A 22,886-nucleotide genomic window follows, 5' to 3' on the forward strand; every position below is an offset into this window, starting at 1 on the left:
GCATGGCCGACGTCACCCCGCGCTCCTACCAGCCGCAGGACACGCTGTACGTGTGGGCGCTGGTCAACCCTGCCAACCCTGTTCTGGCGGGCGCTGTCAGCCTGTCGCAACTGGTGCCCAACTGCGCCACCTTCCATTACGCCGCAGACTGGTGGCAGTTTGCGCTGAGCGAAGACCTGCCCCTGCTGGCCGGCCAGATGTTCAGCGCAGGCCACAAGGACAGTGCGCCCGGCGCCATCGACGATGCCCGCCCCGACCGCTGGGGCGAGCGCATCATCCGCCACATCGACCGCCCTGCACGCCTGTCGATCCTGGAGATGCTGCTGTTCGCGGGGGACGACCGCTTCGGCGCTTTGGGCATCTCGACATCGGCCGACCACTACGTTCCCCGCCGCATCGGGCAGTACCCGCAGCTGCGCGACCTGGACGCCATGGTGCGGGCAGTGGAAGACGTGCAGTCCCAAGCCCCGGTCACCCCCGAAATCCAGCGCCTGGTGCAGCCCGGCGTGACGCTGGGCGGGGCCCGGCCCAAGGCGCTGCTGCAAACCGACAACGGCCCCTGCGTGATCAAGTTCAGCGAACTCGACGACACCGTGGACACGCCCCTCATCGAACACGCCACGATGACGCTGGCAGCGCAGGCGGGTATCCATGTCGCCACCACGGGTGTGCTGCCCATTGCATCGCGCCAGGCGCGCCCATCCCAACGCCATGCGCTGACGATCCAGCGGTTTGACCGTCTGCAGACCGAGGCACTGAACCTGCGAGTGCATTGCATTTCTGCCAAGACCGCGCTGGCAGCGGCAGGCCTGGCCGAAAGCTATGGCGCGCTGGCCACGGTACTGCTGCGCCAGGCCCACCCGGACCGCCACAAGGCCCTGCGCGAAGAGCTTTTCAGGCGCATGGTGTTCAACATCCTGATGGACAACACGGACGACCACGAACGCAACCACTGCCTGCGCCTGGGCTTTGATGGCTACTACGACCTGGCCCCGGCGTTCGACGTGGTGCCCACACGGCAGAACATGGGCTACCAGGCGATGGTGGTGGGCCGGCACGGGGCGCAGTCCACGCTGGACAACGCGTTGACCGACTTGAACGAGTTCGGCATCACACGGGCCCGGGCCATCGCATTGATCCAGGACGTCGCCCAGGTGGTAGCGCAATGGCCCCGGCATTTTGTGCAGCATGGCGTCTGCCCCGCAGACATGGAGCAGCTCGCCGCCAGCATCGACCGCGATGCGCTCAGGCAGCAGCGCGAAGCTTTCTGCTGATCTGCCGTCGCAGAACGTTGCGCTGCACAGCACTGCACTGCGCTGCGCTGCGCTGCTTTGCATTGCCACGCATCAAGCCACGCCCATCACCGCCACCACATGCTCCACAAACCGCGCCAGCTTGGGCAGCTGCCGCCGGTCCGGCGCATAGACCAGTTGCACGGCGCGCGCCGCGGGCAGGCAGTGCTGCATCACCGGCACCAACGCGCCGCGGGCCAGGTCGTCGGCCAGTAATACCTCGGGCTGCATGATCAGGCCCAGGCCGCGCAACGCGGCCTGGCGCAGGCCTTCGCCCTGGTTGCAGGTCAGGCGGGCGTTCTCGGGCCAGAAGAAATCCGTGTCGCCATCGCGCAGCGTCCACTCCACGCGGCGCTGCCATGCCGAATGGCTCAGGCACTGGTGGCGGTCCAGGTCGGCCGCGCGCCCGGGCGTGCCGTGGCGCTGCAGGTAGGCGGGTGCGGCAGCGATCACCATGCGGTAGGGGCGCAGCGGGCGGGCCACCAGGCCTTCATCCACCACCCGGCCGATGCGCACCGCCACGTCAAAGCCCTCGCCCGCCAGGTCCACCACGCTGTCGGTGAGCTGCAGGTCCACGCGCACCTGGTCGTGCACCCGCAGAAAGTCGGCCACCAGCGGCGCAATGACGTGGGTGCCCAGGGTGAAGGGCGCGCTGACCCGCAGCAGGCCCTGGGGCACGGCGCGGCTGCGCTCCACGGCGGACTCGGCCCAGCGCACTTGCTCCAGCACGCGCCTGCTGTCTTCATAGAACGCGGCGCCCACCTCGGTCAGGCTGTTCTGGCGCGTGCTGCGCTGGAACAGGCGCGCGCCCAGGTGGGCTTCGAGCTGCTGGATGTGTTTGCCCACCATTACCGCCGACACCTGCAGCTGGCGCGCGGCGGCGGCGAAGCTGCCGGCCTCGACCACGGCCACCATGACTTCCATGTTGCGCAGTTTGTCCATGGCAGATTCCTAATCAATGGTTAGCACAAGAATAACTTCAATGTACTTTATGCATTGTTTGATTCACAAAAGAATCAGGGCCTGTCTGTTCCTCCCCCCGTTCTTTTTCAACCTTCAAGGAAAACACCATGTCCAAGATTCTTCTCATCGGCGCGAGCGGCACCATCGGCCAGGCCGTGATGGCCAACCTGGGCGCACGGCATGACGTGATCACCGCAGGCCGCAGCAGCGGCACGCACCGCGTGGACTTTGCGCAGCCGGGCGCGGTCGCACAACTGTTCGAGGCGGTGGGCACGGTCGATGCCATCGTCAGCACCGCCGGCAACCTGCACTTCGGCCCGCTGGCCGACATGACGCCCGAGCAGTTCAACCTGGGGCTGCAAGACAAGCTCCTGGGCCAGGTGCAATTGGCTTTGATCGGCCAGAAGTACCTGACCGATGGCGGCTCCATCACGCTGACCGCGGGCATCCTGTCGATCGAGCCCATCCGCAACGGCGCCAGCGCCACGGCGGTGAACGCCGCCATCGAGGGCTTCGTGGCCGCCGCCGCCATCGAGCTGCCGCGCGGCCTGCGCATCAACGCCGTGAGCCCCACCATCCTCACCGAATCGGTGGACGTGTACGGGCCGTTCTTCCCAGGCTTCGACACCGTGCCTGCCGAGCGCGCCGCACGCGGCTACCAGCGCAGCGTGGAAGGCGCGCAGACGGGGCGCGTGTACCGCGTGCAGTGATCACGGCAACCTGCACCCCACCCAGCTGGGAATGAAAAGAAAATAGCTGCTGCCGCTTTTCTATCAAGCGTCAGCAGCTATCATTTTAGTAGCTGCAATGACCGAAGGCGCAGCTCAGTCCAAGCTGGCGCCCGACTCCTTGACCACCTTGCCCCACTTCACGGACTCGGCCTGGATGAAGGCGGTGAACTGCTCGGGCGTCTCGCTGTACGTCTCGGCGCCTTGTTCATTGATCTTCTTCTTCACCTCGGCCTGGTTCAGCACCTTGACCAGCGCGGTGTTCAGCTTGGCCAGCACCGGTGCGGGCGTGCCAGTGGGCGCGAACATGCCGAACCAGGACGTGGCCTCATACCCCGGCACGCCGGCTTCGGCGATGGTGGGCACGTTGGGCAACTCGGGCGAGCGCTTGGCCGTGGTCACGGCAATGGGCACCAGCTTGCCGCTGCGCACGTGCTGGATGGCCGAGGGCATGTTGTCGAACATGATGCCGATCTGGTTGCCCAGCAGGTCGGTGACGGCCGGTGCGCTGCCCTTGTAGGGCACATGCACCATGTCCACCTTGGCCAGGCTCTTGAACAGCTCGCCCGACAGGTGGATGGAGCTGCCGTTGCCCGACGAGCCGAAGTTCACCTTGCCGGGGTTGGCCTTGGCGTAGGCGATCAGCTCCTTCACGCTCTTGTAGGGCTGTGCCGGGTTGGCCACCAGCAGGTTGGGCACATTGGCCACGCGTGTGAGCGGCGCAAAGTCCTTGATGGGGTCGAACGGCATCTTCTTGTACAGGCTGGCATTGATGGCGTGCGTGCCCACGGTGCCCATGAAGAGCGTGTAGCCATCGGCCGGGGCCTTGGCCGCCAGCGCGCCACCGATGTTGCCGCCCGCGCCGGCACGGTTGTCCACGATGACCGATTGGCCGAGTTCGGTGGTCAGCGCCTGGCCGATGATGCGGGCCAGGATATCGGTGGTGCCGCCCGCGGCAAAGGGCACGACGATGGTGACGGGCTTGGTGGGGTAGGCCTGGGCCATTGCTGCGCTGCTGCCCAGCAGGCCAGCACCGGCGATGGCGGCAATGCCCGCGCAGGCAGCGGCCGACAGTGCGAAGCGGCGGGTGGTGTGGATGGAACGGGTCATGGTTTGTCTCCTTCAGAAAGGTGGATGAAATGGGTGTCACGAGCGCGGAACCCGCCGCGCCGTGGCCTCAACCGGGCGCCAAGGCCTCCGGGCGAGAACAGGGGGTGCGCCCCTTTCAGGGCTGCAGTGCAAATGCGTTCAGGTGGCTAGACAGGTGCCACGCCGAGCGTGGTACCACCGCACACGTACAACACCTGCCCGGTCACGAAACCGTTGTCGGGCGAGAGGAAGAACAGCGCCGCGCGCGCCACGTCGTCGGGCGTGCCCATGCGACCCACGGCGATGCTGTTCAGGATGCGCTGCGTCTGCGGCGCACCTTCGGGGTTGCTCTGGCGGAACAGCTCGGTGGCGATGGGCCCGGGGCCGATGGCGTTGACGGTGATGCCGTCGCGCCCCAGCTCCATGGCCAGCGTGCGCGTCATGCCGATCATCCCGGCCTTGGTGGCCGAATACACGATGCGGTCGCCTTTGCCCAGCGCGGCACGCGACGACATGTTCACGATGCGGCCCTGGCCGCTCGCGCGCAGGCTGGGCAAAAAGGCTTGCACCAGCAGCATGGGCGCGCGCAGGTGCAGGCCCACCACGTCGTCCAGGTGCGCCGTGGTGGCGGTGTCGATGGTGCCGGGGCGCGTGGCGCCGGCGTTGTTCACCAGCGCCGTGACATTGTGTTTGGCGGCGATCTCGGCCGCGCGATCACGGGTCGATGCCTCGTCGGTCAGGTCGCCCTGGTAGGACGTGAGCAGCGGGTGGCTCCAGCTGGGCAGCAGGTAGTCCAGGTTGACCACGGCGCGGCCCTGGGCTAGCACGGCCTCGGCGATGGCGCGGCCGATGCCGTTGCTGGCGCCGGTGACGACCGTGACGGGAGTGCTTTTATCGATGGCGGTCACACGCGCTCCAGGATGATGGCAATGCCCTGCCCCACGCCGATGCACATGGTGCACAGCGCGTACTGGCCGGCGTGTTCGTGCAGGCGGTTCACAGCGGTGGTCACCAGGCGCGCACCGCTGGCACCCAGCGGGTGGCCCAGCGCAATGGCGCCGCCCCAGGCGTTCACACGCGCATCGTCGTCCTTGATGCCCAGCGCGCGCAGCACCGCCAGGCCTTGCGCGGCAAAGGCTTCGTTGAGCTCGATCACGTCCAGGTGGTCGATGGTCAGGCCCGTCTGCGCCAGCACCTTTTGCGTGGCGGGCGTGGGGCCGAAGCCCATGATGCGCGGCGCCACACCGGCCACGGCCATGCCCACCACGCGGGCGCGGGGCTTGAGGCCATATTTGGCGGCATTGGCTTCGTCGGCCAGCAGCAGTGCGCAGGCGCCGTCGTTCACGCCGCTGGCGTTGCCCGCCGTCACCGTGCCGTCGGGCCGCACCACGCCCTTGAGCTTGGCCAGCGCTTCCAGGCTGGTCTCGCGCGGGTGCTCGTCCTGGCTCACGATGATGGCGTCGCCCTTCTTTTGCGGGATGTGCACCGGCACGATCTCGCGCGCCAGGTGGCCGGCCTTGATCGCCGCCACAGCGTTGAGCTGGCTGGCCAGGGCCATGCGGTCCTGCGCCTCGCGCTCGATGCCGAAGTCGGTGGCCACGTTCTCGGCGGTTTCGGGCATGGAGTCGACGCCGTACTTTTCCTTCATCAGCTTGTTGATGAAGCGCCAGCCGATGGTCGTGTCGTACACCGCGTTGTTGCGGCTGAAAGCGCTCTCGGCTTTGGGCATCACGAAGGGCGCGCGGCTCATGCTCTCCACGCCGCCCGCGATCATCAGGCCGGCCTCGCCCGACTTGATGGCGCGCGCTGCGGTGCCCACGGCGTCGAGCCCCGAGCCGCACAGGCGGTTGATGGTGGCGCCGGGCACGTCGATGGGCAGGCCCGCCAGCAGGCTGCTCATGTGGGCCACGTTGCGGTTGTCTTCACCGGCCTGGTTGGCGCAGCCGTAGAGCACGTCGGTCACGGCCGCCCAGTCCACGCCGGGGTTGCGGTCCATCAGCGCCTTGATGGGGATGGCGCCCAGGTCGTCGGTGCGCACGCTGGAGAGCGCGCCGCCATAGCGGCCAAAGGGGGTGCGGATGGCGTCGCAGATGAAGGCTTGGCGTTGTGTGCTCATGGTGTTGTCTCCTCGTTTCTTGGGGGTTGGATTCAGGCGGCGGGGCGGATGGGCAGGCCCACCAGTTGCTCTAGCTCAGGCAACTGCAGGCCGGGCACGGTGTCGATGAGCTGCAGCCCGGTGGGCGTGCAGGCCAGTGTGCACAGATCGGTGTAGATGCGCTTCACGCAGGCGACACCGGTGAGCGGGTAGGTGCATTGCGTCACGATCTTGCTGGCGCCCTGCTTGGTCAACAGGTCCATCATCACCCAGGTCTGCTTGGCGCCGATGGCCAGGTCCATGGCGCCGCCCACGGCCGGGATGGCGCCGGGCTCGCCCGTGCTCCAGTTGGCCAGGTCGCCCGTGGCACTGACCTGGAAGGCGCCCAGCACGCAGATGTCGAGGTGCCCGCCGCGCATCATCGCGAAGCTGTCGGCGTGGTGAAAATACGCGCCGCCGGGCAGCAGCGTCACCGGCTGCTTGCCGGCGTTGATGAGGTCGTAGTCCTCCAGCCCCGCAGCCGGCGCCGGGCCCATGCCCAGGATGCCGTTCTCGCTTTGCAGGATGACCTCGCGGCCCGCGGGAATGTGGTTGGCCACCAGGGTGGGCTGGCCGATGCCCAGGTTGACGTAGGCGCCGTCGTGGATGTCCTGCGCCACGCGTTGTGCCAGTTCTTCTTTACTACGCTTTTGATAGCTGCTCACGCCTGTTCCTTGTGCGGTAGGGGCCGATTTCATGCCGATTTTTTGAAACCGCCGGCCTGCGTGGCGGTGCGGTCGATCTTCACGACATGGGTCACGTAGATGCCGGGCGTGACGATGGCCTCCGGGTCCAGCGCGCCCAGTTCCACCACCTCGTGCACCGTGGCGATCGTGGTCTTGGCGGCCGTGGCCATCACCGGGCCGAAGTTGCGGGCCGACATGCGGTAGGTCAGGTTGCCCCAGCGGTCGCCCTGCTCGGCCTTGATCAGCGCCACGTCGCCGTGGATGGGGTACTCCAGCACATAGTGCTTGCCGTTGATCTCGCGCGTCTCCTTGCCGGCGGCCAGCTCGGTGCCGTGGGCCGTGGGGCAGAAGAACGCACCGATGCCCGCGCCCGCAGCACGCAGGCGCTCGGCCAGGTTGCCCTGGGGCACGAGTTCGAGTTCGAGCTTGCCGCTGCGGTACAGGTCGTCGAACACGTAGCTGTCGACCTGGCGCGGAAAGCTGCAGATGATCTTGCGCACCTGGCCGGCCTTGAGCAGCGCGGCCAGGCCCTGGTCGGCATTGCCGGCGTTGTTGTTGACCACCGTGAGGTCGCGCGCGCCCTGGGCGATCAGGCCGTCGATCAGTTCACCGGGAATGCCGGCCGTGCCGAACCCGCCTATCAACACCGTGGCACCATCCTTCACCCCCGAAAGGGCCTGGGCCACCGACTCCGCCAGCTTGTTGATCATCGAACCGCTTTCATGATGTGCTTGTCTCGGGATAGAATTTGTTCGCTTATAGAACAAATGTTCGCATAAAGAATTATAGAGGGCCGCTGCATGAATACCGAAACGCTCCCCACCAAAGACCCCAAACCCAGCGACAGCTATGTGCAGTCGTTCGCCCGCGGGCTGGAGGTGATCCGCTCGTTCAGCGCCGCCCGGCCGCAGCAGACGCTGAGCGAAGTGGCCGCGCAGACCGGCCTGACCCGCGCGGGTGCGCGCCGCATCCTGCTCACGTTGCAGACGCTGGGCTATGTGGAGACGGACGGCAAGCTCTTTCGGCTGAGCCCGCGCATCCTGGACCTGGGCTTTGCGTACCTGTCGTCGCTGCCTATCTGGAACCTGGCCGAGCCGGTGATGGAAGACCTGGTGGAAGACGTGCGCGAGTCGTCATCGGCCGCGGTGCTCGACGGGCTGGACATCGTCTACGTGCTGCGGGTGCCCACGCACAAGATCATGCGCACCAACCTGGGCGTGGGCTCGCGCCTGCCGGCGCCGTGGACGTCGATGGGCCGGGTGCTGCTGGCCGGGCTGCCCGATACGGAGCTGGAGGCGCGCCTGGAGCAGCACCCGCTCGAGCGCTTCACCGCGCACACCACCACCGACCTGCCGACACTGCTGTCACGCATCCGCGAGGCACGCCAGCAAGGCTGGTGCCTGGTGAACCAGGAGCTGGAGGAGGGTTTGATATCGATTGCCGCGCCGCTGGCCGACCGCACAGGCCGCACGGTGGCGGCGCTCAACATCAGCGGCCAGGCCAACCGGACCAGTGCGCAGATGATGCAGGAGACCCTGCTGCCCGCGCTGCTGCGTGCGGCCAGGACCATCTCACGGATGATGGGTGCGCCGCGTACCTGAGCGGCAGCGCATTGAGAGGCAGCACTGCCAGGTGTGATTCGGGGGAACTATGCAGTGCAGTGCAGTGCGATTTCATGCGGGCCGCGCGGCGCGGTGAGAATCACCGATGGGACGATTCACCGCAACGAGTTGCCGGGGCTGACACCCTGGTGGCCTTTGCCTTGCGTGGGTGCAAAGGCCAGGGCACCACCGCCCAACAGCTCGCTGCGGTGACTGGCACCACGGCACGCAAAGTGCGGCCGTGGCAGGAAACGCGCGGGGTCAGTCTTTGCGGCGAAAGCCCACCACCAGCACCATGCCGCCCAGCACCATGGCACCCAGGCTCATCCACTGTGGAATGACGACCGCCTCGTAGTTGTCCTGGGCCGTCAGATCCAGTACACCCAGTGGCGCCTGCAAAGCGTCGCCGCCAATGCTGATTCCGCCGGCCACAAACACCGCCATGCCCATCATCAGCAGCAACACACCCGCAATTCGCAGTGCAGTCATGAACGCATCTCCAAGCACCGGGCCATCCGTGGAATCTGGCAGATAGGGCCCGGCTCTCTCTGCGCAACGCAAATGTAGAAGCGGCCCGAAAGCCGCCGCGTAGGACATGGCCGCAGACTATGCTGCGTTGACGACGCGCCCCGCAACCCTGCACGCCCCAGGCCCACGGGGTGCGTGCTAACCTTCCGCCCCATGTTCAGCCCCTCCCAAGCCGATGTGCGCCGCTTTCTCTGCGGGGTGCACACCAAGACCCAGGCCGGCGCCCCCATGGAAGCCATCGAGACGCTGGCCAGCCTGTGGATCGCGGAGCACCCCGAATACCACGGCGAGCTGTCCGACGCCGATGCCGCCGTCGCCCGCAACTACGACGAGACCCCGGGCCAGACCAACCCTTTTCTGCACTTGTCGATGCACCTGTCCATCAGCGAGCAGTGCAGCATCGACCAGCCCCGCGGCATCCGCCAGGCGGTGGAGCTGCTGACCGCGCGGCTGGACTCCCTGCACGACGCCCACCACGCGGCCATGGACTGCCTGGGCGAGATGCTGTGGGAAAGCCAGCGCGCCGGCCGCCCGCCGGACGGCCAGGCCTACATCGCCTGCGTACAGCGGCGCGCCACCAAGGACTGACAGGGCACGGAAAACACGCCCTGCCGAGGGAGCTTGCCGCTTCTTCCCGCTGGCGCACACAATAGGACACACCGACACCGGCCACGCGAGGCACGCTCCTTGCGTGCAGCCTGTCCAGTCCGGTCCAGGAGCCCCCAACGGATGCGCGCATTTCAGCTCTCCCTGCGAACGGCCATCGCCGTGCCTTTCGCCGCGCTGTTCGCAGCCACGGTGGCACTGCAGGCCGTCACGCAGCACCGGCAGATCACCGATCTGATCGACCAGGAGAGCGTGCGCCTGCTCGATGCGATCACCAACACCTCGCGCGGGCGGCTGGCCGAGTTTCTGGAGGCGCCCTTCCTCATCCAGCGCAGCATCGGCGATGCCATAGCGCGCCATGGCCTGTACCAGCCAGGCAACCTCAAGCCCGTGTACCAGCATTTGCAGGGCATTTTTTCCGAGCTCTATACAGACCACCAGCAGATCAGCCTGCTCAGCTTCGGCAGCCAGACGGGCGAGTACGCCGGCATCCGCCGGGACGCCAGCGCACGCAGCGGCTTCAAGCTGATCCTCAAGGACGGCTCCACCCGCGGCCTCATGAACGTGTACGAGGACGCCACCCCCACCAAGGTGGCCGCGGCCTTCCCCCACTACGACCCGCGCGTTCGGCCCTGGTATGCACCGGTGGCGCAGTCGGGCAAGGCCCTGTGGTCGCCCATCTACACCACCGCCGGCGAGCGGGGTGACGTGACCATCTCGGCCGCGTCGCCCGTCGTGGTCAAGGGCCAGCTGGTGGGTGTGATGGAGGCCGACGTGCGGCTGGACACCCTCAACCGCTTTTTGCGCGAGGAGCCGCTGCGCGGGCAAGGCCAGATCTTCATCACCGACGCGCAGGGCCGCATGGTCGCGCACTCCGAGCCCGGCGCGCTGGTCAGCGACCGGCAGGACACCGCCGGCCAGCGCGAACGCCTGAGCGTGGACCAAAGCGCCAGCGCGCAGATCCGCGCTGCCGGCGCCTACCTGCAACAGGCGCCCACCACGGCCGAGGGAACGGGCTTTCGCTTCACGGTCCAGGGCGAGCAGTACTTCGGCCGGGTCACGCGGTACGCGGACGCACGCGGCATCGACTGGCGCATCGTCGTGCTGCTGCCGGAGTCCGACCTGCTCGGCGACTCGCGCAGTTCCAGCCGCCGGGCGCTGCTGGCCACCGCCGCCATCGCCGTTCTGGGCCTCATCCTCGGGCTGTGGGTGATCGAGCGCGCCGCGCGCCCCATCCTCATGACGGCCGAGGCTGCCAACCGCATTGCACGCGGCGAATGGAGCACCGGCATCGAAAAAAGCAGCCCGCTGCTGGAGACCACCATCCTCGTGCACGCCTTCAACCAGATGGCGGAGCGGCTGCAGCGCTCGTTCAACCAGATGCGCGAGCTGCTCATCTACGACAGCCTCACCCAGCTGCTCACGCGCCGGGGCCTGCTGGAGCAGGCCAACTGGACCGAGCCGCAGCCTGCGGTGCTGACCCTGGTGGGGCTGGACGCCTTTCGCGCCATCAACGACAACGTGGGCTATGGCACGGGCGACCGCCTGCTGCAGGCCGTGAGCGAGCGCCTGCGCGCCCGCCTGCCCGCCCCCGTGCTCATGGCGCGCCTGGGCGGCGATGAGTTCGCGCTGCTGCACCTGGCCGGCGGCGAGTCTTCAACGCAGGCGCAGATCGCCAAGGCAGTGCTGGCGCTGTTCTCCACGCCGTTCTCTGCCGGCGCCGACGAGGTCATGGTGCATGCATCGGTGGGCGTGGTGGGCGGGCACCTGCGCGGCGACGACCTGCCCGAATGGCTGCGCAACGCCAGCATCGCGCTGGGAGAGGCGAAGCGGCGCGGCCTGAACCAGTGCGTGGTGTTCGAGCCCAGCATGGCAGAGCAGTCCAAGGAGCGCGCGCGGCTGGCCACCGAACTGCGCCAGGCCCTGGAGAAAGACCAGTTCCTCGTGCACTACCAGCCCGTGATCGAGCTGGCCACCGGCCGCGTGAGCGGCGCCGAAGCGCTGCTGCGCTGGCACAGCCCCACGCGGGGCATGGTGCCGCCGGGTGTGTTCATCCCGGTGGCCGAAGAGTCGGACCTGATCCTCGCCCTGGGCGACTGGGTGCTGCGCCGCGCCACGCGGGACATCGCAGAGCAACTGCCGCGGCTGCCCGAAGGCTTCGACCTGCATGTGAACGTGTCCGCGCGGCAGCTCATCCAGTCGGACTTCCCGGCCGCGCTGCAGCAGGTGCTGGCCACCAGTGGCCTGCCGCCGCAGCACCTGACGCTGGAGCTGACCGAGTCGGTGCTGATCGAGGGCGATGCGGTGACCGGCCAGCGCCTGGCACGCATCCGTGCGCTGGGCGTGAAGATCGCCATCGACGACTTCGGCACCGGCTACTCGTCGCTGGCGTACCTGAGCCGCCTGCCGTTCGACTGCGTGAAGGTCGACCAGAGCTTCGTGCGCAACCTGCTCGACTCGCCGCAGAACGCTGCCATCGTCACCGCCGTGCTGAACATGTCGCAAGGTTTCGGCGTGACCGTGGTGGCCGAAGGTGTGGAGACACAGGCCGCCGCGCAACGCCTGCGCGAAATGGGCTGCGCCAGCGCGCAGGGCTACTGGTTCGGCCGCCCCGCGCTGCTGCAGGAGATGGACCTGTCGGTGCGGTCGCTGGACGGCGACGGCAAGGGCTCACCGCCAACACCGCCAACACCGTCGTCAGCGCCATCCACGCAGGCATGAAAAAACCCGCCAGGGCATGGCGGGTTGTTCTGGTTGCGGGCGGGTGACTGATCACACCGCCGGGCTCTTGCTGCGATCAGCGAAAGCGCGATTGCGGCACCACGTGCAGGTCGCCGTCGATGCCGCTGATGTAGTTGGACAGCGCCTTCAGCTCGGCATTCGTGAACTGCTTGGCGACACCGCCCATGATGGCGTTGCTGCGGCCCACGTTGGGGTTCTTCTCGGCCTTGTACGACTTCAGGGCGACGAACAGGTAGTCGGCGTGCTGGCCGGCGATCTTGGGGTAGGACGGGTCGATGGGCTTGGCGAAGTTGTCGCCGTGGCACGAAACGCAGGCGCCCTTCTTGAGCAGCTCGGCCACTTGCACGCTGGGTTCGCGGGCGGGCTTGGCGGGCAGCTCTGCACCCGTCTTGCCATGCTGCTCGTAGTAGGCAGACACGTCGGCGATGTCCTTTTCAGACAGCGAATCGGCGATACCGCGCATGGTGGGGTGCTTGCGCTCGCCCTTTTGGTAGGCGGTCAGCGCAGCGGCGATGTACTTGGCGCTCTGGCCCGAAATCATCGGCACCTTGTGCACTTCCGGAAAGCTGGCCTGGTAGCCCGGAATACCGTGGCAACCGATGCACATGGCGATCTTCTGCTTGCCTGCTTCCACGTCGCCTTTGGCTTCCTGGGCATGGGAGACGGCGGTCACGGAAGCGACAGCCAGGGCGAATAGCGTGGTCAGCGTTTTGTTCATTTTGCGCGCACAATCTCGTGGAAGTTCAGTCAGCTCTGGGGATCTGATCAACAGCAGATTATAGCCAGCGCCTGTCAAGCCCCATCCATCAACGATCCGGTGATTTCCCTCATGAAATTTCAAGGTTCCCAGAACTACGTCGCCACCCAAGACCTGATGCTGGCCGTGAACGCAGCCATCACCCTGCAGCGCCCGCTGCTCATCAAGGGCGAGCCCGGCACCGGCAAGACGATGCTGGCCGAAGAAGTGGCCCAGGCGCTGGACATGCCACTGTTGCAATGGCACATCAAGTCGACCACCAAGGCCCAGCAGGGCCTGTACGAATATGACGCCGTGAGCCGCCTGCGCGACAGCCAGCTCAATGATGGCGACAGCGCCGACCGCGTGAAGGACATCCGCAACTACATCGTGCAGGGCGTGCTGTGGCAGGCCTTCACGGCCGACCGGCCCGTGGCGCTGCTGATCGACGAGATCGACAAGGCCGACATCGAATTCCCGAACGACCTGCTGCGCGAGATCGACCGCATGGAGTTCTACTGCTACGAGACGCGCGAGCTCATAAAGGCCAAGCACCGCCCGCTGGTGTTCATCACCTCCAACAACGAAAAAGAACTGCCCGACGCCTTCCTGCGCCGCTGCTTCTTTCACTTCATCAAGTTCCCCGAGGCCGACACCATGCGCCAGATCGTGGGCGTGCATTTCCCCACGCTCAAGAGCGAGCTCTTGTCCGTGGCGATGAAGACCTTCTACGACGTGCGCAATCTGCCCGGCCTCAAGAAGAAGCCGTCGACCAGCGAGCTGCTTGACTGGCTCAAGCTGCTGGTGGCCGAGGACATCCCGCTCACCGCGCTGCAAAGCGCTGACAACAAGGTGGCCGTGCCGCCGCTGGTGGGCGCGTTGCTCAAGAACGAACAGGATGTGAGCCTGTTCGAAAAGCTCGTGTTCATGAACCAAAGAAATCGTTGATGCCGCAGCCAAGCCCGGCCCCATGAGCGCACCCCACACACCCTCTCTCGCAGACGGCATTGCCGATGCCATCGGTTTCGTCGGCGGCGCGCTGGCCGGCTTCTGGATCGGCCAGTGGCTGGGCTTCGATATCTTCGCGCCCGGCTACGGCACCAAGACGCTGCTGGGCATTGCCCTGGTGGGCCTGGGCGGCGGACTGGGCCTGCACGCGGCGCGCCGCTGGCAGGCGAGCCGCCGCGAGCGCACCCCCGACTGACTGGCCTGGGGTACCGCACGCTCTGGCAGCACCAATCGCAACGACAGCAACGACAGCAACATGGCCTTTGTAGAACCCGTCACCCTGAGCAGCCGCGGCGTGCGCCTGGAGCCCCTGGCGCTGTCGCACGAAGCGGGCCTTGCCGCGGCGGCAGCCGATGGCGATCTGTGGAAGCTGCGCATCACCTCGGTGCCCGAGCCAGAGGACACGCGCGCCTACATCGACACCGCGCTCAAAGGCCGCGAGGAAGGCCATCGCTTCGCTTTCGCCGTCATCGACGAAGCCACCGGCCAGGTGCTGGGGTCCAGCAGCTTCCACGACATCGTGCCCGCCGTGCGCCGCGTGGAGATCGGCTACACCTGGTACCGCCAGAGCGTGCAGCGCAGCCACGTCAACACCACCTGCAAGCTGCTGCTCATGGGCCATGCTTTCGACATGCTGGGCTGCCACGTGGTGGGCTGGCGCACCGACAACTACAACTTCGCCTCGCAGCGCGCCATCGAGCGCCTGGGTGCCAGGAAGGACGGCGTCATCCGCGGCCACGCGCTGCGCCGCGACGGCACCATCCGCGACACGGTGATGTACAGCATGCGTGCCGGCGAGTGGCCCGAAGCGCGGGCACAGTTGCTATATCTTTTAGAGCGCCACACGCCCGCCTGACCAGCGGCAGGAGCCCACAACATGCTCATCGACTTCTTCTACACGCTGCGCGCGGCCAAGCTGCCGGTGTCGGTCAAGGAATACCTCACCCTGCTCGAAGCCCTGCAGGCCGGCGTGGTGGGCCCCCGCTCGGACGACGCCTGGAGCCTGGACGACTTCTACAACCTCTCGCGCCTGACCCTGGTCAAGGACGAGAAGCACTACGACAAGTTCGACCGGGCCTTCGGCGCCTACTTCAAGGGCGTGGAGATGGTGGCCGACTTCACCAAGGACATTCCGGCCGACTGGCTGCGCAAGATCCTGGAGAACGAGCTCACGCCCGAACAAAAGGCCGCCATCGAGAAGATGGGCTGGGACGAGCTGATGGAGACGCTCAAGAAGCGCCTTGAAGAACAGAAGGAGCGCCACGAAGGCGGCAGCAAGTGGATCGGCACCGGCGGCACCAGCCCGTTCGGCCACGGCGGCTACAACCCGCAGGGCGTGCGCATCGGTGGCGCTGGCAAGAACAAGAGCGCCGTCAAGGTGTGGGAGCAGCGCGCCTACAAGGACTACGACGACCAGCAGGAGCTGGGCACGCGCAACATCAAGGTGGCGCTGCGCCGCCTGCGCAAGTTCGCACGCGAAGGGCACGACCTGGAGCTCGACCTGCCCGACACCATCCGCAGCACCGCCGCCAACGCGGGGTACCTGGACATCAAGATGGTGCCCGAGCGGCACAACAACGTGAAGGTGCTGCTGCTGATGGACGTGGGCGGCACCATGGACGAACACATCCAGCGCGTGGAAGAACTCTTCAGCGCCGTGAAGTCCGAGTTCAAGCACCTCGAGTTCTACTACTTCCACAACTGCGTGTACGACTTCATGTGGAAGAACAACCGCCGCCGGTTTGCCGAGAAGTTCCCGACCCTGGACATCATCCGCAAGTACAACCGCGACTACAAGCTGATCTTCGTGGGCGACGCGACCATGAGCCCGTACGAGATCCTGCAGCCCGGCGGCAGCGTGGAATACAACAACGAAGAACCCGGCGCCGAGTGGATCCAGCGCCTGACCCACGCGTTTCCCAAGCACGCCTGGATCAACCCCGAGCCCCAGGGCGTGTGGCAGTACCGCCAGAGCATCAGCATCATCCAGCAGCTGCTGGGCAACCGCATGTACCCGCTGTCGCTCAAGGGGCTGGAAGAAACCATGCGCCTGCTGTCCAAGTAGGACCGCAGGCACTGCCCCCGGCGCCCACCGCGCAGGGGGCCGGCGGGGGCGCCTCGGCATAGCGGGCACAGTGAGCGAAGCTGTCTGACAAGGACCGCCCAACTTTCAGGGCATAGTGGCAGGGCACCAACAAGGTGCAGGTGCGGCGTGCAAGACACCTGAAACGCCGTTTTTGACGCCCCGGACGCCCAACACTCCTTGCCCACCGTGCCTTTCAGCCCCCTGCGCCCCACCGCCATCTCCCCAACGCCGGCCCTGTGGCCGGCGTTGCTGCTTGTTGGCGTGCTCGGCCTGCAAGGCTGCAGCATGCTGCGGCCCGGGGTCGACAAGGACGAGGGCGACAGCGCATCGGGCACGGGGCCCGTCATCGCAGAGTCTTCGTCGCCATCGTTCGCTGTCGAAGTGCGCGCCCCCGATGCCGTGCGCGGGACGCTAGAGCTGCACCTGGAGCTGCAGCGCTTTCGCAACCTGCCCGACGTGAACGCCAGCGAGCTGCAGCGCCTGCTGGGCGCAGCCGACGCCAACGCGCGCGAGCTGCTGGGCACCATGGGCTACTTCGCCCCCACCATCACGGTCGAGCTGACCGAAACCCCGGACTCCAAAGCCGCGCCGCGCACCGTGGTGGTCACCGTGCAACCCGGGCCGCAGACGCGCATTGCCAGCGCGGACATCGACTTCTCGGGCAACCCTGCGGCAGACCCTGAAGACGCCAAGGCCACCACCCGCCAGCAGCAACGGGTGCAGCGCAACTGGTCGCTGTCGCCGGGCCAGGCCTTCACGCAGTCGGCGTGGGATTCGGCCAAGACCGATGGCCTGCGCCAGCTGCAGGCCCGCCGCCACCCCACCGCCCGCATCGCCAACAGCCGTGCAGAGGTCGACGCCGACAAGCACGAGGCCAAGCTGAGCGTCACCTACGAGCCCGGCCCGGCCTACCGCTTCGGCCCCCTGCGCGTGCAGGGCAGCGAGCGCTACGACCCCGATGGTGCCCGCCGCCTGGCGCGCCTGCCCACGGGCGCGGTGTACGACGAGGCCGAGCTGCTGGACGCGCAGTTGCGCCTGGCCAGCAGCGGCTACTACGACGCGGTGTTCCTGACGCTCGACACCGAAGGCACCGACCCGCAGGCCGCCCCGGTGGTGGCCCAGGTGCGCGAAGCGCCCCTGCAAAAGCTGGTGTTCGGCCCCGGCTTTTCGACCGACAGCGGCGCGCGCCTGTCGCTGGAGCACATCCACAACAAGCTGCCCGGCATCGGCTGGCGGGCGGTGAGCAAGCTGTCGCTGGACCGCGAGACGAAACTGGCCAGCACCGAATGGACCGCACTGCCCGACACCAACGGCTGGCGCTGGTTCGCCGGCGGCCAATTGCAGCGCGAGGACACGGGCGACTTCGACACCAACAGCGGCCGCCTGCGATCGGGCCGCAGCAAGAGCACCAAAGCCATCGACCGCAGCTACTTCCTGCAGTACGACTACGCCAACAGCCAGGGTGTGGGCGCACCGCCGTCGGGCACCGCCGTCAGCGTCAACTACGGCTGGACGGGCCGCTACTTCAACAACATGACCGCACCCACGCGTGGCCACGGCATCGCCGTGGAGCTGGGCGTGGGCACCACGCTGCGGCCCGAGCGCGACCCCTTCGTGCGCACCCTGGTGCGCTGGCAGACCTTCATCCCCGCAGGCCGCGTGCAGGACGACGCCGGCCAGGGCCGCAATGCCCGCATCGCCGTGCGCACCGAGGCTGGGGCCGTGCTGGCGCGCGACAGTGCCCAGGTGCCGGTGACGCAGCTCTTTCTGACCGGTGGCGACACCACCGTGCGGGGCTACGGCTACCGCAGCATCGGCGCACGCACCGACAACGGCATGCTTTACGGGGGCCGCTACATGGCCGTGGGCAGCGTCGAATGGCAGCGCCCCATCGTCTACAAGGGTGAGATGACCGACTGGGAAAGCACCCTGTTCGTGGACGCAGGCGCGGTGGCCGACCGCTCAGGCGACCTGGACCCGCGCTTCGGCGTGGGCGCGGGTGTGCGCTGGCGCAGCCCGGTGGGCCCGCTGCAGGCCGACCTGGCCTACGGTGTGAAGACCAAGGAAGTGCGGGTGCACCTGCGTCTGGGGTTCAGCTTCTGATGGCAAACCAGGACCCCACGCCCGTTCCAGCCCCCGCTCCGCCACGCGCCAGGTCTTCGGATTTCAGCGCTGGCGCGTCCGGCCGCAAGAAGCCCCCACGGCGGCGCGTACGCCGCGCGCTGCGGGGCCTGGGCTGGTTGCTGGCCACGGTGGTGGCCCTGCTCATCGCCACCGCCGCAACCCTGTGGTGGTGGGCCGGCAGCAACAGCTCGCTGGCGGCAGCACTGGCACGCGCCGCCCAGTACCTGCCCTCCGACCAGCAACTGGAAAGCCGCGACGTCAGCGGGTCGCTGCGCGGCGGCGGGCACATCGGCTGGCTGCGCTGGAGCAGCCCGGCGCTGTCCGTGGAGGTGAAGGACATCGCGCTGGGCTGGCAGCTCATGCCCCTGCTGCAACGGCGCCTGGAGCTGGGCGAGGTGCACGCCGCCCGGGTGCAGATCACACCGGCCGCGGACGCACCGCGCAGCACCGAGCCACCACAACCCCTCACGCAGCTCAAGCTGCCGCTGCAGATCGGCGTGCCGTTTCGGGTGGACGAGATCCAGTGGGCAGGCACGTCGGCCGTGCAGGTGCTGGGCCTGCAGGGCACCTACCGCTACGACGGGCGCGATCACCGCCTGAAGATCGACAACGTGGAGCTGGCCCAGGGCCGCTACAGCGCCAGCGCCACGCTGCAGGCCGATGCGCCCATGGCGCTGGACGCCACGGTGGACGGCGCGGTGCACACCGCCGTGCCCGGTGGCGGCGCAGCGCTGCAGCTGGGCGCACACGCCACGCTGCAGGGCACGCTGGCCACGGCTGCGGCGCAGCTGGAACTGAAGGCGCGCATCAGCCCGGTAGCAGCAGAGGTGGCGCCACCAGCATCGGCTGCATCATCCGCCTCTGCAGCAAAGCCAGCCAAACCCGCATCCAACGGCACCCGAACACCACGCGCAGGCCAGCGCACGCCAACGCCACCGCCTGCTGAGCCCATGCAGGCCGACCTGACGGCCACCGTCACCCCCTGGACCGCCCAGCCCCTGCAGGCCGCCACCGCAGCGCTGCGCGCCGTGGACCTGGCCGCACTCTGGCCCCAGGCACCCAGCACACAGTTGCATGGCACGGTGAAGGCCGGTCCGGTGGCGATCACCTCCGCAGCAAACGCCACGCAGCAGCCACCCGCACCCCATCCACCCACCAGCACGCAGGGCAGTGCCCCACCCGTGCCTGCCCCAGCGTCGCCGGCACCGACCACCGGATGGACGCTGCAAGCCCAGTTGCGCAACGACCTGGCGGGCCCGTGGGACCAGGGCCGCCTGCCTCTGTCCGCGCTGCAGGCAGACGCCAGCTACGACGGCACCCGCTGGACCGTGCCCAGCGCCGTTGCCAGCGCAGGCACCGGCACGGCCACGCTGCAAGGTCACTACACGCCATCCACCCAGGCGCTGGAGGGCCAGGCCGAACTGCGCAACCTGCGCCCCGACCTGCTGCACACCGCCATGGCTGCCGTGCCGCTGGCAGGCCGCGCCAGCGCACAGACGCAGGGCGACCAGGTGCGCTTCAGCGCAGACATCCGTGCGTCGGGCCCCGCTGCAGCGTCTGCACGGGCGACCAAGGGCCGCCCTGCCCTGCTCAGCATCCAGACCCTGGCGGCGCAGGGCAGTTGGCAACCCGGGGCCCAGACCGGTGCGCAGAGCAGTGGCGGCACGGTGCAGCTCGACCGCCTGCTGGTGGATGCACTGCAGGCGCGCGCCGAAGGCACCGGCGTGCGCATCGCCCTGGCCGGCCCCGCCGTGCAGGGCCAGCTCGCCATCACCGTACCGGGCGCCACGGCCCGGGCGCAAGGCAGCATCGCACCCACCACCGGCGCTGGCGAACTGCAGGTGCAATGGGTCGACGTGGATGCCACGCAGCGCTGGCTCACCAGCCTGCCGTTCGCCGGCAGCGCCGCACGGGACGCGCTGCAGGGTGCCACCGCCAAGGGCGCAGCGTCGGTCACCGCGCGCTGGAAGGGCGGCTGGCAGACACTGGCGCGCCAACTGCAGGCCGCCCCATCCGGCGCAGCCTTGCCAGCAACCAAGGACGCCTTCGAACTGCAGGCCACGCTGGCCACATCGCAGCTCGACCTGACGCTGCCCCCCGCCAAGGAAGCCGGCAGCAGGCCCACCGCCGTGCAACTGCGCGGCGTGAAGGCCGAGCTGTCGGGCAACGTACTGCAGGCCGCCCTGTCGGTGGACGGCGAAGCCCGCCTGAACGCCAACCAGGCACAGCAGATGCAGCGCGCCACTCTGCAGGCCCGACTGTCCGGCGGCCTGGCCGCCCCCTCGCAATGGCGAGCACAGATCAACGAACTGCGCCTGCAGGCGCAGGACGCTCAGCGCCCCGGCCCCTGGGCCGTGCAGCTGGCCGAGCCGCTGTCCATTACCGTGAACACCACGGCCAGCACGGCCCCCGCCGCCGGCACGGCAAGCCGGCGCAACAGGAACGACAACAACGACACCAAAGGTGGCACCGCCCCCGCGCCCCAGCCAGCGCCCGCACTGACCATCCAGACATCCGCAGGCCAGGCACGCCTGACCGGCCCGCAGCCTGGCACCGTGGTGCTGCGCTGGCAGCCCGTGCGAGTCACCACCGGCCCCGCATTGCAGCTGCAGACACAGGGCACCCTGCAGGGCCTGCCCATGGCCTGGGTGGACGCGCTGGGCATGGGCGGCACACCCGCAGCAGCGGGCCGCCCCACGCAGCCGCTGCTGGCCCGCATGGGCCTGGGCAGCACCCTGGTGCTGGATGGCCAATGGAACCTGGACACCACCAGTGCGCTGCGTGCCAGCGCCAGCCTGCGGCGCGCCAGTGGCGACCTGCGCATCCTGGCGGGCGACCCAACTGCCGTCACTGCCGTACAAAGCAGCGGCCAGGGCGCGGGTGCCGGCGCCACCACCGTGATCGCCACCGAGGCCACGTCCACCCCCGCCGCGGGCACGCCCGCCGGTGTGCGCCAGGCCGAGGTGTCGGTCGAGCTGGAAGGCGACGCGCTGCGCGCACGTCTGGCCTGGGCCAGCGACCGCGCCGGCGAGATCGATGCCAGCGCCAACACCCGGCTCACCCTGACCGGTGGCAGCACGGGCACCGACCTGGCCGCCATCACCTGGGCGGCCGACGCCCCCCTGGCCGGCACGCTGCGCGCCCGCCTGCCGGACGTGGGTGTGTGGTCTGCCCTGGCACCGCCCGGCTGGCGCGTGCGCGGCACGCTGGACGCCAGCGCCACCTTGTCCGGCACGCGCGACGCACCCCGCTGGGCCGGCACGCTGGGTGCCGACGAGCTGGCCGTGCGCTCCGTGGTCGACGGCGTGGACCTGCAAGGCGGCCGCCTGCGCGCCACTTTGAGCGGCAACCAATTGGACATCACCGAGTTCCGCCTGCAGGGCGGGCGCGGCAGCGGCGCACGCATCGCAGGTTTCAGCGGCAACCGCACCGCTGCGCCGCAGGACGGCGGCACCCTCACGGGCTCGGGCCGCATCACCTGGGGCCAAGCTGGCAACGGCATGTCGGGCATCGCCATGGCCATGCAGGCCGAGGCCAAGGCCCTGCAGGTGCTGGTGCGCGCCGACCGCCAGATCAGCGTGTCGGGCGAGCTGAAGGCCCAGCTGCAGCAAGGCCAGATCAGCCTGCGCGGCAAGCTGACCACCGACCGCGCCACCATCATCCTGCCCGACGAAAGCGCGCCCAGCCTGGGCTCGGACGTGGTCGTGCGGTCTGCCGCCAAGGACAAGGAAGACCAGGCCAAGGCCCAGGCTGCCGCCCGCGCCAACCAGGTGGCCGCCCAGGCCGAAACCGCCAAGCCGCCGGACATCGCCATCACCCTGAACCTGGGCCGCGACTTCGCGCTGCATGGCCACGGCATCACCACGCGCCTGACCGGCGAAGTGGACATCCGCAGCAGCGCCGTGGCCGGCGCCCCGCCGCGCGTGACCGGCGAAGTGCGCACCGAAGAGGGCCGCTACCGCGCCTGGGGCCAGATGCTGGACGTGGAGACCGGCCTCATCCGCTTCAACGGCCCGTACAACAACCCGTCGCTCGACATCCTGGCCCTGCGCCCCAACATCAGCGTGCGCGCGGGCGTGCAGGTCACTGGCAGCGCCCAGGCCCCGCGCGTGCGCCTGTATTCGGACCCCGAACTGCCCGACGCCGAAAAGCTGTCGTGGGTGGTCCTGGGCCGCAACGCCGCCGCCGGCGGCGCCGAAGCCGCCGTGCTGCAACAAGCCGCCCTGGCCCTGCTGGGCCGAGGCGGCGGCGGCAACAACACCGCCGCCAACATCGCCAACCGCGTGGGCCTGGACGAAATCGGCTTCAAGGGCCCCGGCTCCGGCGAAGACGCCACGGGCGCTGCACTCACTTTTGGCAAGCGCTTGTCCAAGGATCTGTACGTGACGTACGAACGCAGCCTGTCGGGCACGCTGGGCACGCTGTATATCTTCTACGACCTGTCGCGCCGCCTGACGCTGCGCGGGCAGACGGGGGAGAAGAGCGCGGTGGATCTGATCTATACCGTGAAGTACGACTGAGGCGGGCGTACCAGGCCGCCAGGAACTGCCCCGCGCAGCCCCT

The 22,886-nt window shown here is 68.3% G+C and carries 19 protein-coding genes; 11 read left to right on the forward strand and 8 right to left on the reverse strand.

Translation table 11 applies throughout. From position 1 onward, the window contains the following. Positions 1 to 2 precede the first annotated feature (2 nt). Positions 3 to 1,274 carry a type II toxin-antitoxin system HipA family toxin gene (locus tag ACIGHN_RS07370; protein WP_396503852.1) on the forward strand — a complete coding sequence of 424 codons (1,272 nt, stop codon included), beginning with the start codon at positions 3 to 5 and terminating at the stop codon, positions 1,272 to 1,274. Between the two features lie 72 nt (positions 1,275 to 1,346). On the opposite strand, the gene ACIGHN_RS07375 is transcribed toward ACIGHN_RS07370, so the two are convergent. Next, positions 1,347 to 2,234, reverse strand: a complete 888-nt coding sequence (locus ACIGHN_RS07375; RefSeq protein WP_056417902.1) for a LysR family transcriptional regulator — start codon at positions 2,232 to 2,234, stop codon at positions 1,347 to 1,349. Positions 2,235 to 2,362: 128 nt separating this feature from the next. Here ACIGHN_RS07375 and ACIGHN_RS07380 point away from each other — a divergent pair, with 128 nt between their 5' ends. Beyond that, positions 2,363 to 2,965 (forward strand): short chain dehydrogenase, encoded by a 603-nt coding sequence (locus ACIGHN_RS07380; protein WP_396503853.1) that lies wholly within the window; start codon positions 2,363 to 2,365, stop codon positions 2,963 to 2,965. A gap of 114 nt (positions 2,966 to 3,079) precedes the next feature. Here the strand turns inward: ACIGHN_RS07380 and ACIGHN_RS07385 are convergent, their stop codons facing one another. The 5 genes from ACIGHN_RS07385 to ACIGHN_RS07405 form a co-directional block, all read right to left on the reverse strand. After that, positions 3,080 to 4,093, reverse strand: coding sequence for a Bug family tripartite tricarboxylate transporter substrate binding protein (locus ACIGHN_RS07385; RefSeq protein ID WP_396503854.1), 1,014 nt, complete (start codon positions 4,091 to 4,093; stop codon positions 3,080 to 3,082). A 146-nt stretch (positions 4,094 to 4,239) separates the two neighbouring features. Further along, a complete protein-coding gene (locus ACIGHN_RS07390; RefSeq protein WP_396503921.1) occupies positions 4,240 to 4,971 on the reverse strand; it encodes an SDR family NAD(P)-dependent oxidoreductase in 732 nt (243 codons plus the stop codon). Positions 4,972 to 4,976: 5 nt separating this feature from the next. Next, positions 4,977 to 6,188, reverse strand: coding sequence for a 3-oxoadipyl-CoA thiolase (gene pcaF, locus ACIGHN_RS07395; protein WP_396503855.1), 1,212 nt, complete (start codon positions 6,186 to 6,188; stop codon positions 4,977 to 4,979). Between the two features lie 32 nt (positions 6,189 to 6,220). Beyond that, positions 6,221 to 6,871: a 3-oxoacid CoA-transferase subunit B gene (locus ACIGHN_RS07400; RefSeq protein ID WP_396503856.1), complete on the reverse strand. Its 651-nt coding sequence runs from the start codon at positions 6,869 to 6,871 to the stop codon at positions 6,221 to 6,223. A gap of 29 nt (positions 6,872 to 6,900) precedes the next feature. Then, positions 6,901 to 7,602, reverse strand: a complete 702-nt coding sequence (locus ACIGHN_RS07405) for a 3-oxoacid CoA-transferase subunit A (RefSeq protein WP_396503857.1) — start codon at positions 7,600 to 7,602, stop codon at positions 6,901 to 6,903. A 90-nt stretch (positions 7,603 to 7,692) separates the two neighbouring features. Here ACIGHN_RS07405 and ACIGHN_RS07410 point away from each other — a divergent pair, with 90 nt between their 5' ends. Next, entirely contained in the window at positions 7,693 to 8,493 is an 801-nt protein-coding gene (locus ACIGHN_RS07410) for an IclR family transcriptional regulator C-terminal domain-containing protein (RefSeq protein ID WP_396503858.1), read from the forward strand. Between the two features lie 261 nt (positions 8,494 to 8,754). Here the strand turns inward: ACIGHN_RS07410 and ACIGHN_RS07415 are convergent, their stop codons facing one another. Next, positions 8,755 to 8,982, reverse strand: a complete 228-nt coding sequence (locus ACIGHN_RS07415; protein ID WP_396503859.1) for a hypothetical protein — start codon at positions 8,980 to 8,982, stop codon at positions 8,755 to 8,757. A 192-nt stretch (positions 8,983 to 9,174) separates the two neighbouring features. Between ACIGHN_RS07415 and ACIGHN_RS07420 the strand changes: the two genes are divergently transcribed. Both ACIGHN_RS07420 and ACIGHN_RS07425 read left to right on the forward strand, forming a co-directional pair. Beyond that, entirely contained in the window at positions 9,175 to 9,609 is a 435-nt protein-coding gene (locus tag ACIGHN_RS07420) for a DUF1841 family protein (RefSeq protein ID WP_056417883.1), read from the forward strand. 141 nt (positions 9,610 to 9,750) lie between these two features. Beyond that, positions 9,751 to 12,348 carry a putative bifunctional diguanylate cyclase/phosphodiesterase gene (locus ACIGHN_RS07425; RefSeq protein ID WP_396503860.1) on the forward strand — a complete coding sequence of 866 codons (2,598 nt, stop codon included), beginning with the start codon at positions 9,751 to 9,753 and terminating at the stop codon, positions 12,346 to 12,348. Between the two features lie 76 nt (positions 12,349 to 12,424). On the opposite strand, the gene ACIGHN_RS07430 is transcribed toward ACIGHN_RS07425, so the two are convergent. Continuing rightward, positions 12,425 to 13,087 carry a cytochrome c gene (locus ACIGHN_RS07430; RefSeq protein WP_056417881.1) on the reverse strand — a complete coding sequence of 221 codons (663 nt, stop codon included), beginning with the start codon at positions 13,085 to 13,087 and terminating at the stop codon, positions 12,425 to 12,427. Between the two features lie 111 nt (positions 13,088 to 13,198). Between ACIGHN_RS07430 and ACIGHN_RS07435 the strand changes: the two genes are divergently transcribed. From ACIGHN_RS07435 to ACIGHN_RS07460, 6 genes are all read left to right on the forward strand, one after another. After that, positions 13,199 to 14,053, forward strand: coding sequence for a MoxR family ATPase (locus ACIGHN_RS07435; protein WP_056417878.1), 855 nt, complete (start codon positions 13,199 to 13,201; stop codon positions 14,051 to 14,053). Between the two features lie 22 nt (positions 14,054 to 14,075). Continuing rightward, positions 14,076 to 14,309, forward strand: a complete 234-nt coding sequence (locus tag ACIGHN_RS07440) for a hypothetical protein (RefSeq protein WP_056417874.1) — start codon at positions 14,076 to 14,078, stop codon at positions 14,307 to 14,309. A gap of 60 nt (positions 14,310 to 14,369) precedes the next feature. Further along, positions 14,370 to 14,969, forward strand: a complete 600-nt coding sequence (locus tag ACIGHN_RS07445) for a GNAT family N-acetyltransferase (RefSeq protein ID WP_396503861.1) — start codon at positions 14,370 to 14,372, stop codon at positions 14,967 to 14,969. Between the two features lie 21 nt (positions 14,970 to 14,990). Further along, the gene (locus ACIGHN_RS07450) at positions 14,991 to 16,178 is read left to right on the forward strand and encodes a VWA domain-containing protein (RefSeq protein WP_056417868.1); all 1,188 of its coding nucleotides are present in this window, start codon (positions 14,991 to 14,993) and stop codon (positions 16,176 to 16,178) included. Between the two features lie 306 nt (positions 16,179 to 16,484). Beyond that, positions 16,485 to 18,302, forward strand: coding sequence for an autotransporter assembly complex family protein (locus ACIGHN_RS07455; protein ID WP_396503922.1), 1,818 nt, complete (start codon positions 16,485 to 16,487; stop codon positions 18,300 to 18,302). Continuing rightward, positions 18,302 to 22,843, forward strand: coding sequence for a translocation/assembly module TamB domain-containing protein (locus ACIGHN_RS07460; RefSeq protein WP_396503862.1), 4,542 nt, complete (start codon positions 18,302 to 18,304; stop codon positions 22,841 to 22,843). The genes ACIGHN_RS07455 and ACIGHN_RS07460 overlap by 1 nt, the downstream gene beginning before the upstream one ends. The last annotated feature ends 43 nt before the right edge of the window (positions 22,844 to 22,886 follow it).

The organism is Acidovorax sp. NPDC077693, from assembly GCF_044542805.1.
Lineage (GTDB): Bacteria > Pseudomonadota > Gammaproteobacteria > Burkholderiales > Burkholderiaceae_C > Acidovorax.

What these genes read in the sequence shown, in the direction of transcription:
- ACIGHN_RS07460 (WP_396503862.1), top strand. Translation starts at nt 18,302, where the DNA reads ATGGCAAACCAGGACCCCACGCCCGTTCCAGCCCCCGCTCCGCCACGC.
- pcaF (WP_396503855.1), bottom strand. Translation starts at nt 6,188, where the DNA reads ATGAGCACACAACGCCAAGCCTTCATCTGCGACGCCATCCGCACCCCC.
- ACIGHN_RS07405 (WP_396503857.1), bottom strand. Translation starts at nt 7,602, where the DNA reads ATGATCAACAAGCTGGCGGAGTCGGTGGCCCAGGCCCTTTCGGGGGTG.
- ACIGHN_RS07385 (WP_396503854.1), bottom strand. Translation starts at nt 4,093, where the DNA reads ATGACCCGTTCCATCCACACCACCCGCCGCTTCGCACTGTCGGCCGCT.
- ACIGHN_RS07445 (WP_396503861.1), top strand. Translation starts at nt 14,370, where the DNA reads ATGGCCTTTGTAGAACCCGTCACCCTGAGCAGCCGCGGCGTGCGCCTG.
- ACIGHN_RS07375 (WP_056417902.1), bottom strand. Translation starts at nt 2,234, where the DNA reads ATGGACAAACTGCGCAACATGGAAGTCATGGTGGCCGTGGTCGAGGCC.
- ACIGHN_RS07440 (WP_056417874.1), top strand. Translation starts at nt 14,076, where the DNA reads ATGAGCGCACCCCACACACCCTCTCTCGCAGACGGCATTGCCGATGCC.
- ACIGHN_RS07455 (WP_396503922.1), top strand. Translation starts at nt 16,485, where the DNA reads ATGCTGCGGCCCGGGGTCGACAAGGACGAGGGCGACAGCGCATCGGGC.
- ACIGHN_RS07380 (WP_396503853.1), top strand. Translation starts at nt 2,363, where the DNA reads ATGTCCAAGATTCTTCTCATCGGCGCGAGCGGCACCATCGGCCAGGCC.
- ACIGHN_RS07420 (WP_056417883.1), top strand. Translation starts at nt 9,175, where the DNA reads ATGTTCAGCCCCTCCCAAGCCGATGTGCGCCGCTTTCTCTGCGGGGTG.
- ACIGHN_RS07450 (WP_056417868.1), top strand. Translation starts at nt 14,991, where the DNA reads ATGCTCATCGACTTCTTCTACACGCTGCGCGCGGCCAAGCTGCCGGTG.
- ACIGHN_RS07425 (WP_396503860.1), top strand. Translation starts at nt 9,751, where the DNA reads ATGCGCGCATTTCAGCTCTCCCTGCGAACGGCCATCGCCGTGCCTTTC.
- ACIGHN_RS07430 (WP_056417881.1), bottom strand. Translation starts at nt 13,087, where the DNA reads ATGAACAAAACGCTGACCACGCTATTCGCCCTGGCTGTCGCTTCCGTG.
- ACIGHN_RS07415 (WP_396503859.1), bottom strand. Translation starts at nt 8,982, where the DNA reads ATGACTGCACTGCGAATTGCGGGTGTGTTGCTGCTGATGATGGGCATG.
- ACIGHN_RS07435 (WP_056417878.1), top strand. Translation starts at nt 13,199, where the DNA reads ATGAAATTTCAAGGTTCCCAGAACTACGTCGCCACCCAAGACCTGATG.
- ACIGHN_RS07370 (WP_396503852.1), top strand. Translation starts at nt 3, where the DNA reads ATGGCCGACGTCACCCCGCGCTCCTACCAGCCGCAGGACACGCTGTAC.
- ACIGHN_RS07410 (WP_396503858.1), top strand. Translation starts at nt 7,693, where the DNA reads ATGAATACCGAAACGCTCCCCACCAAAGACCCCAAACCCAGCGACAGC.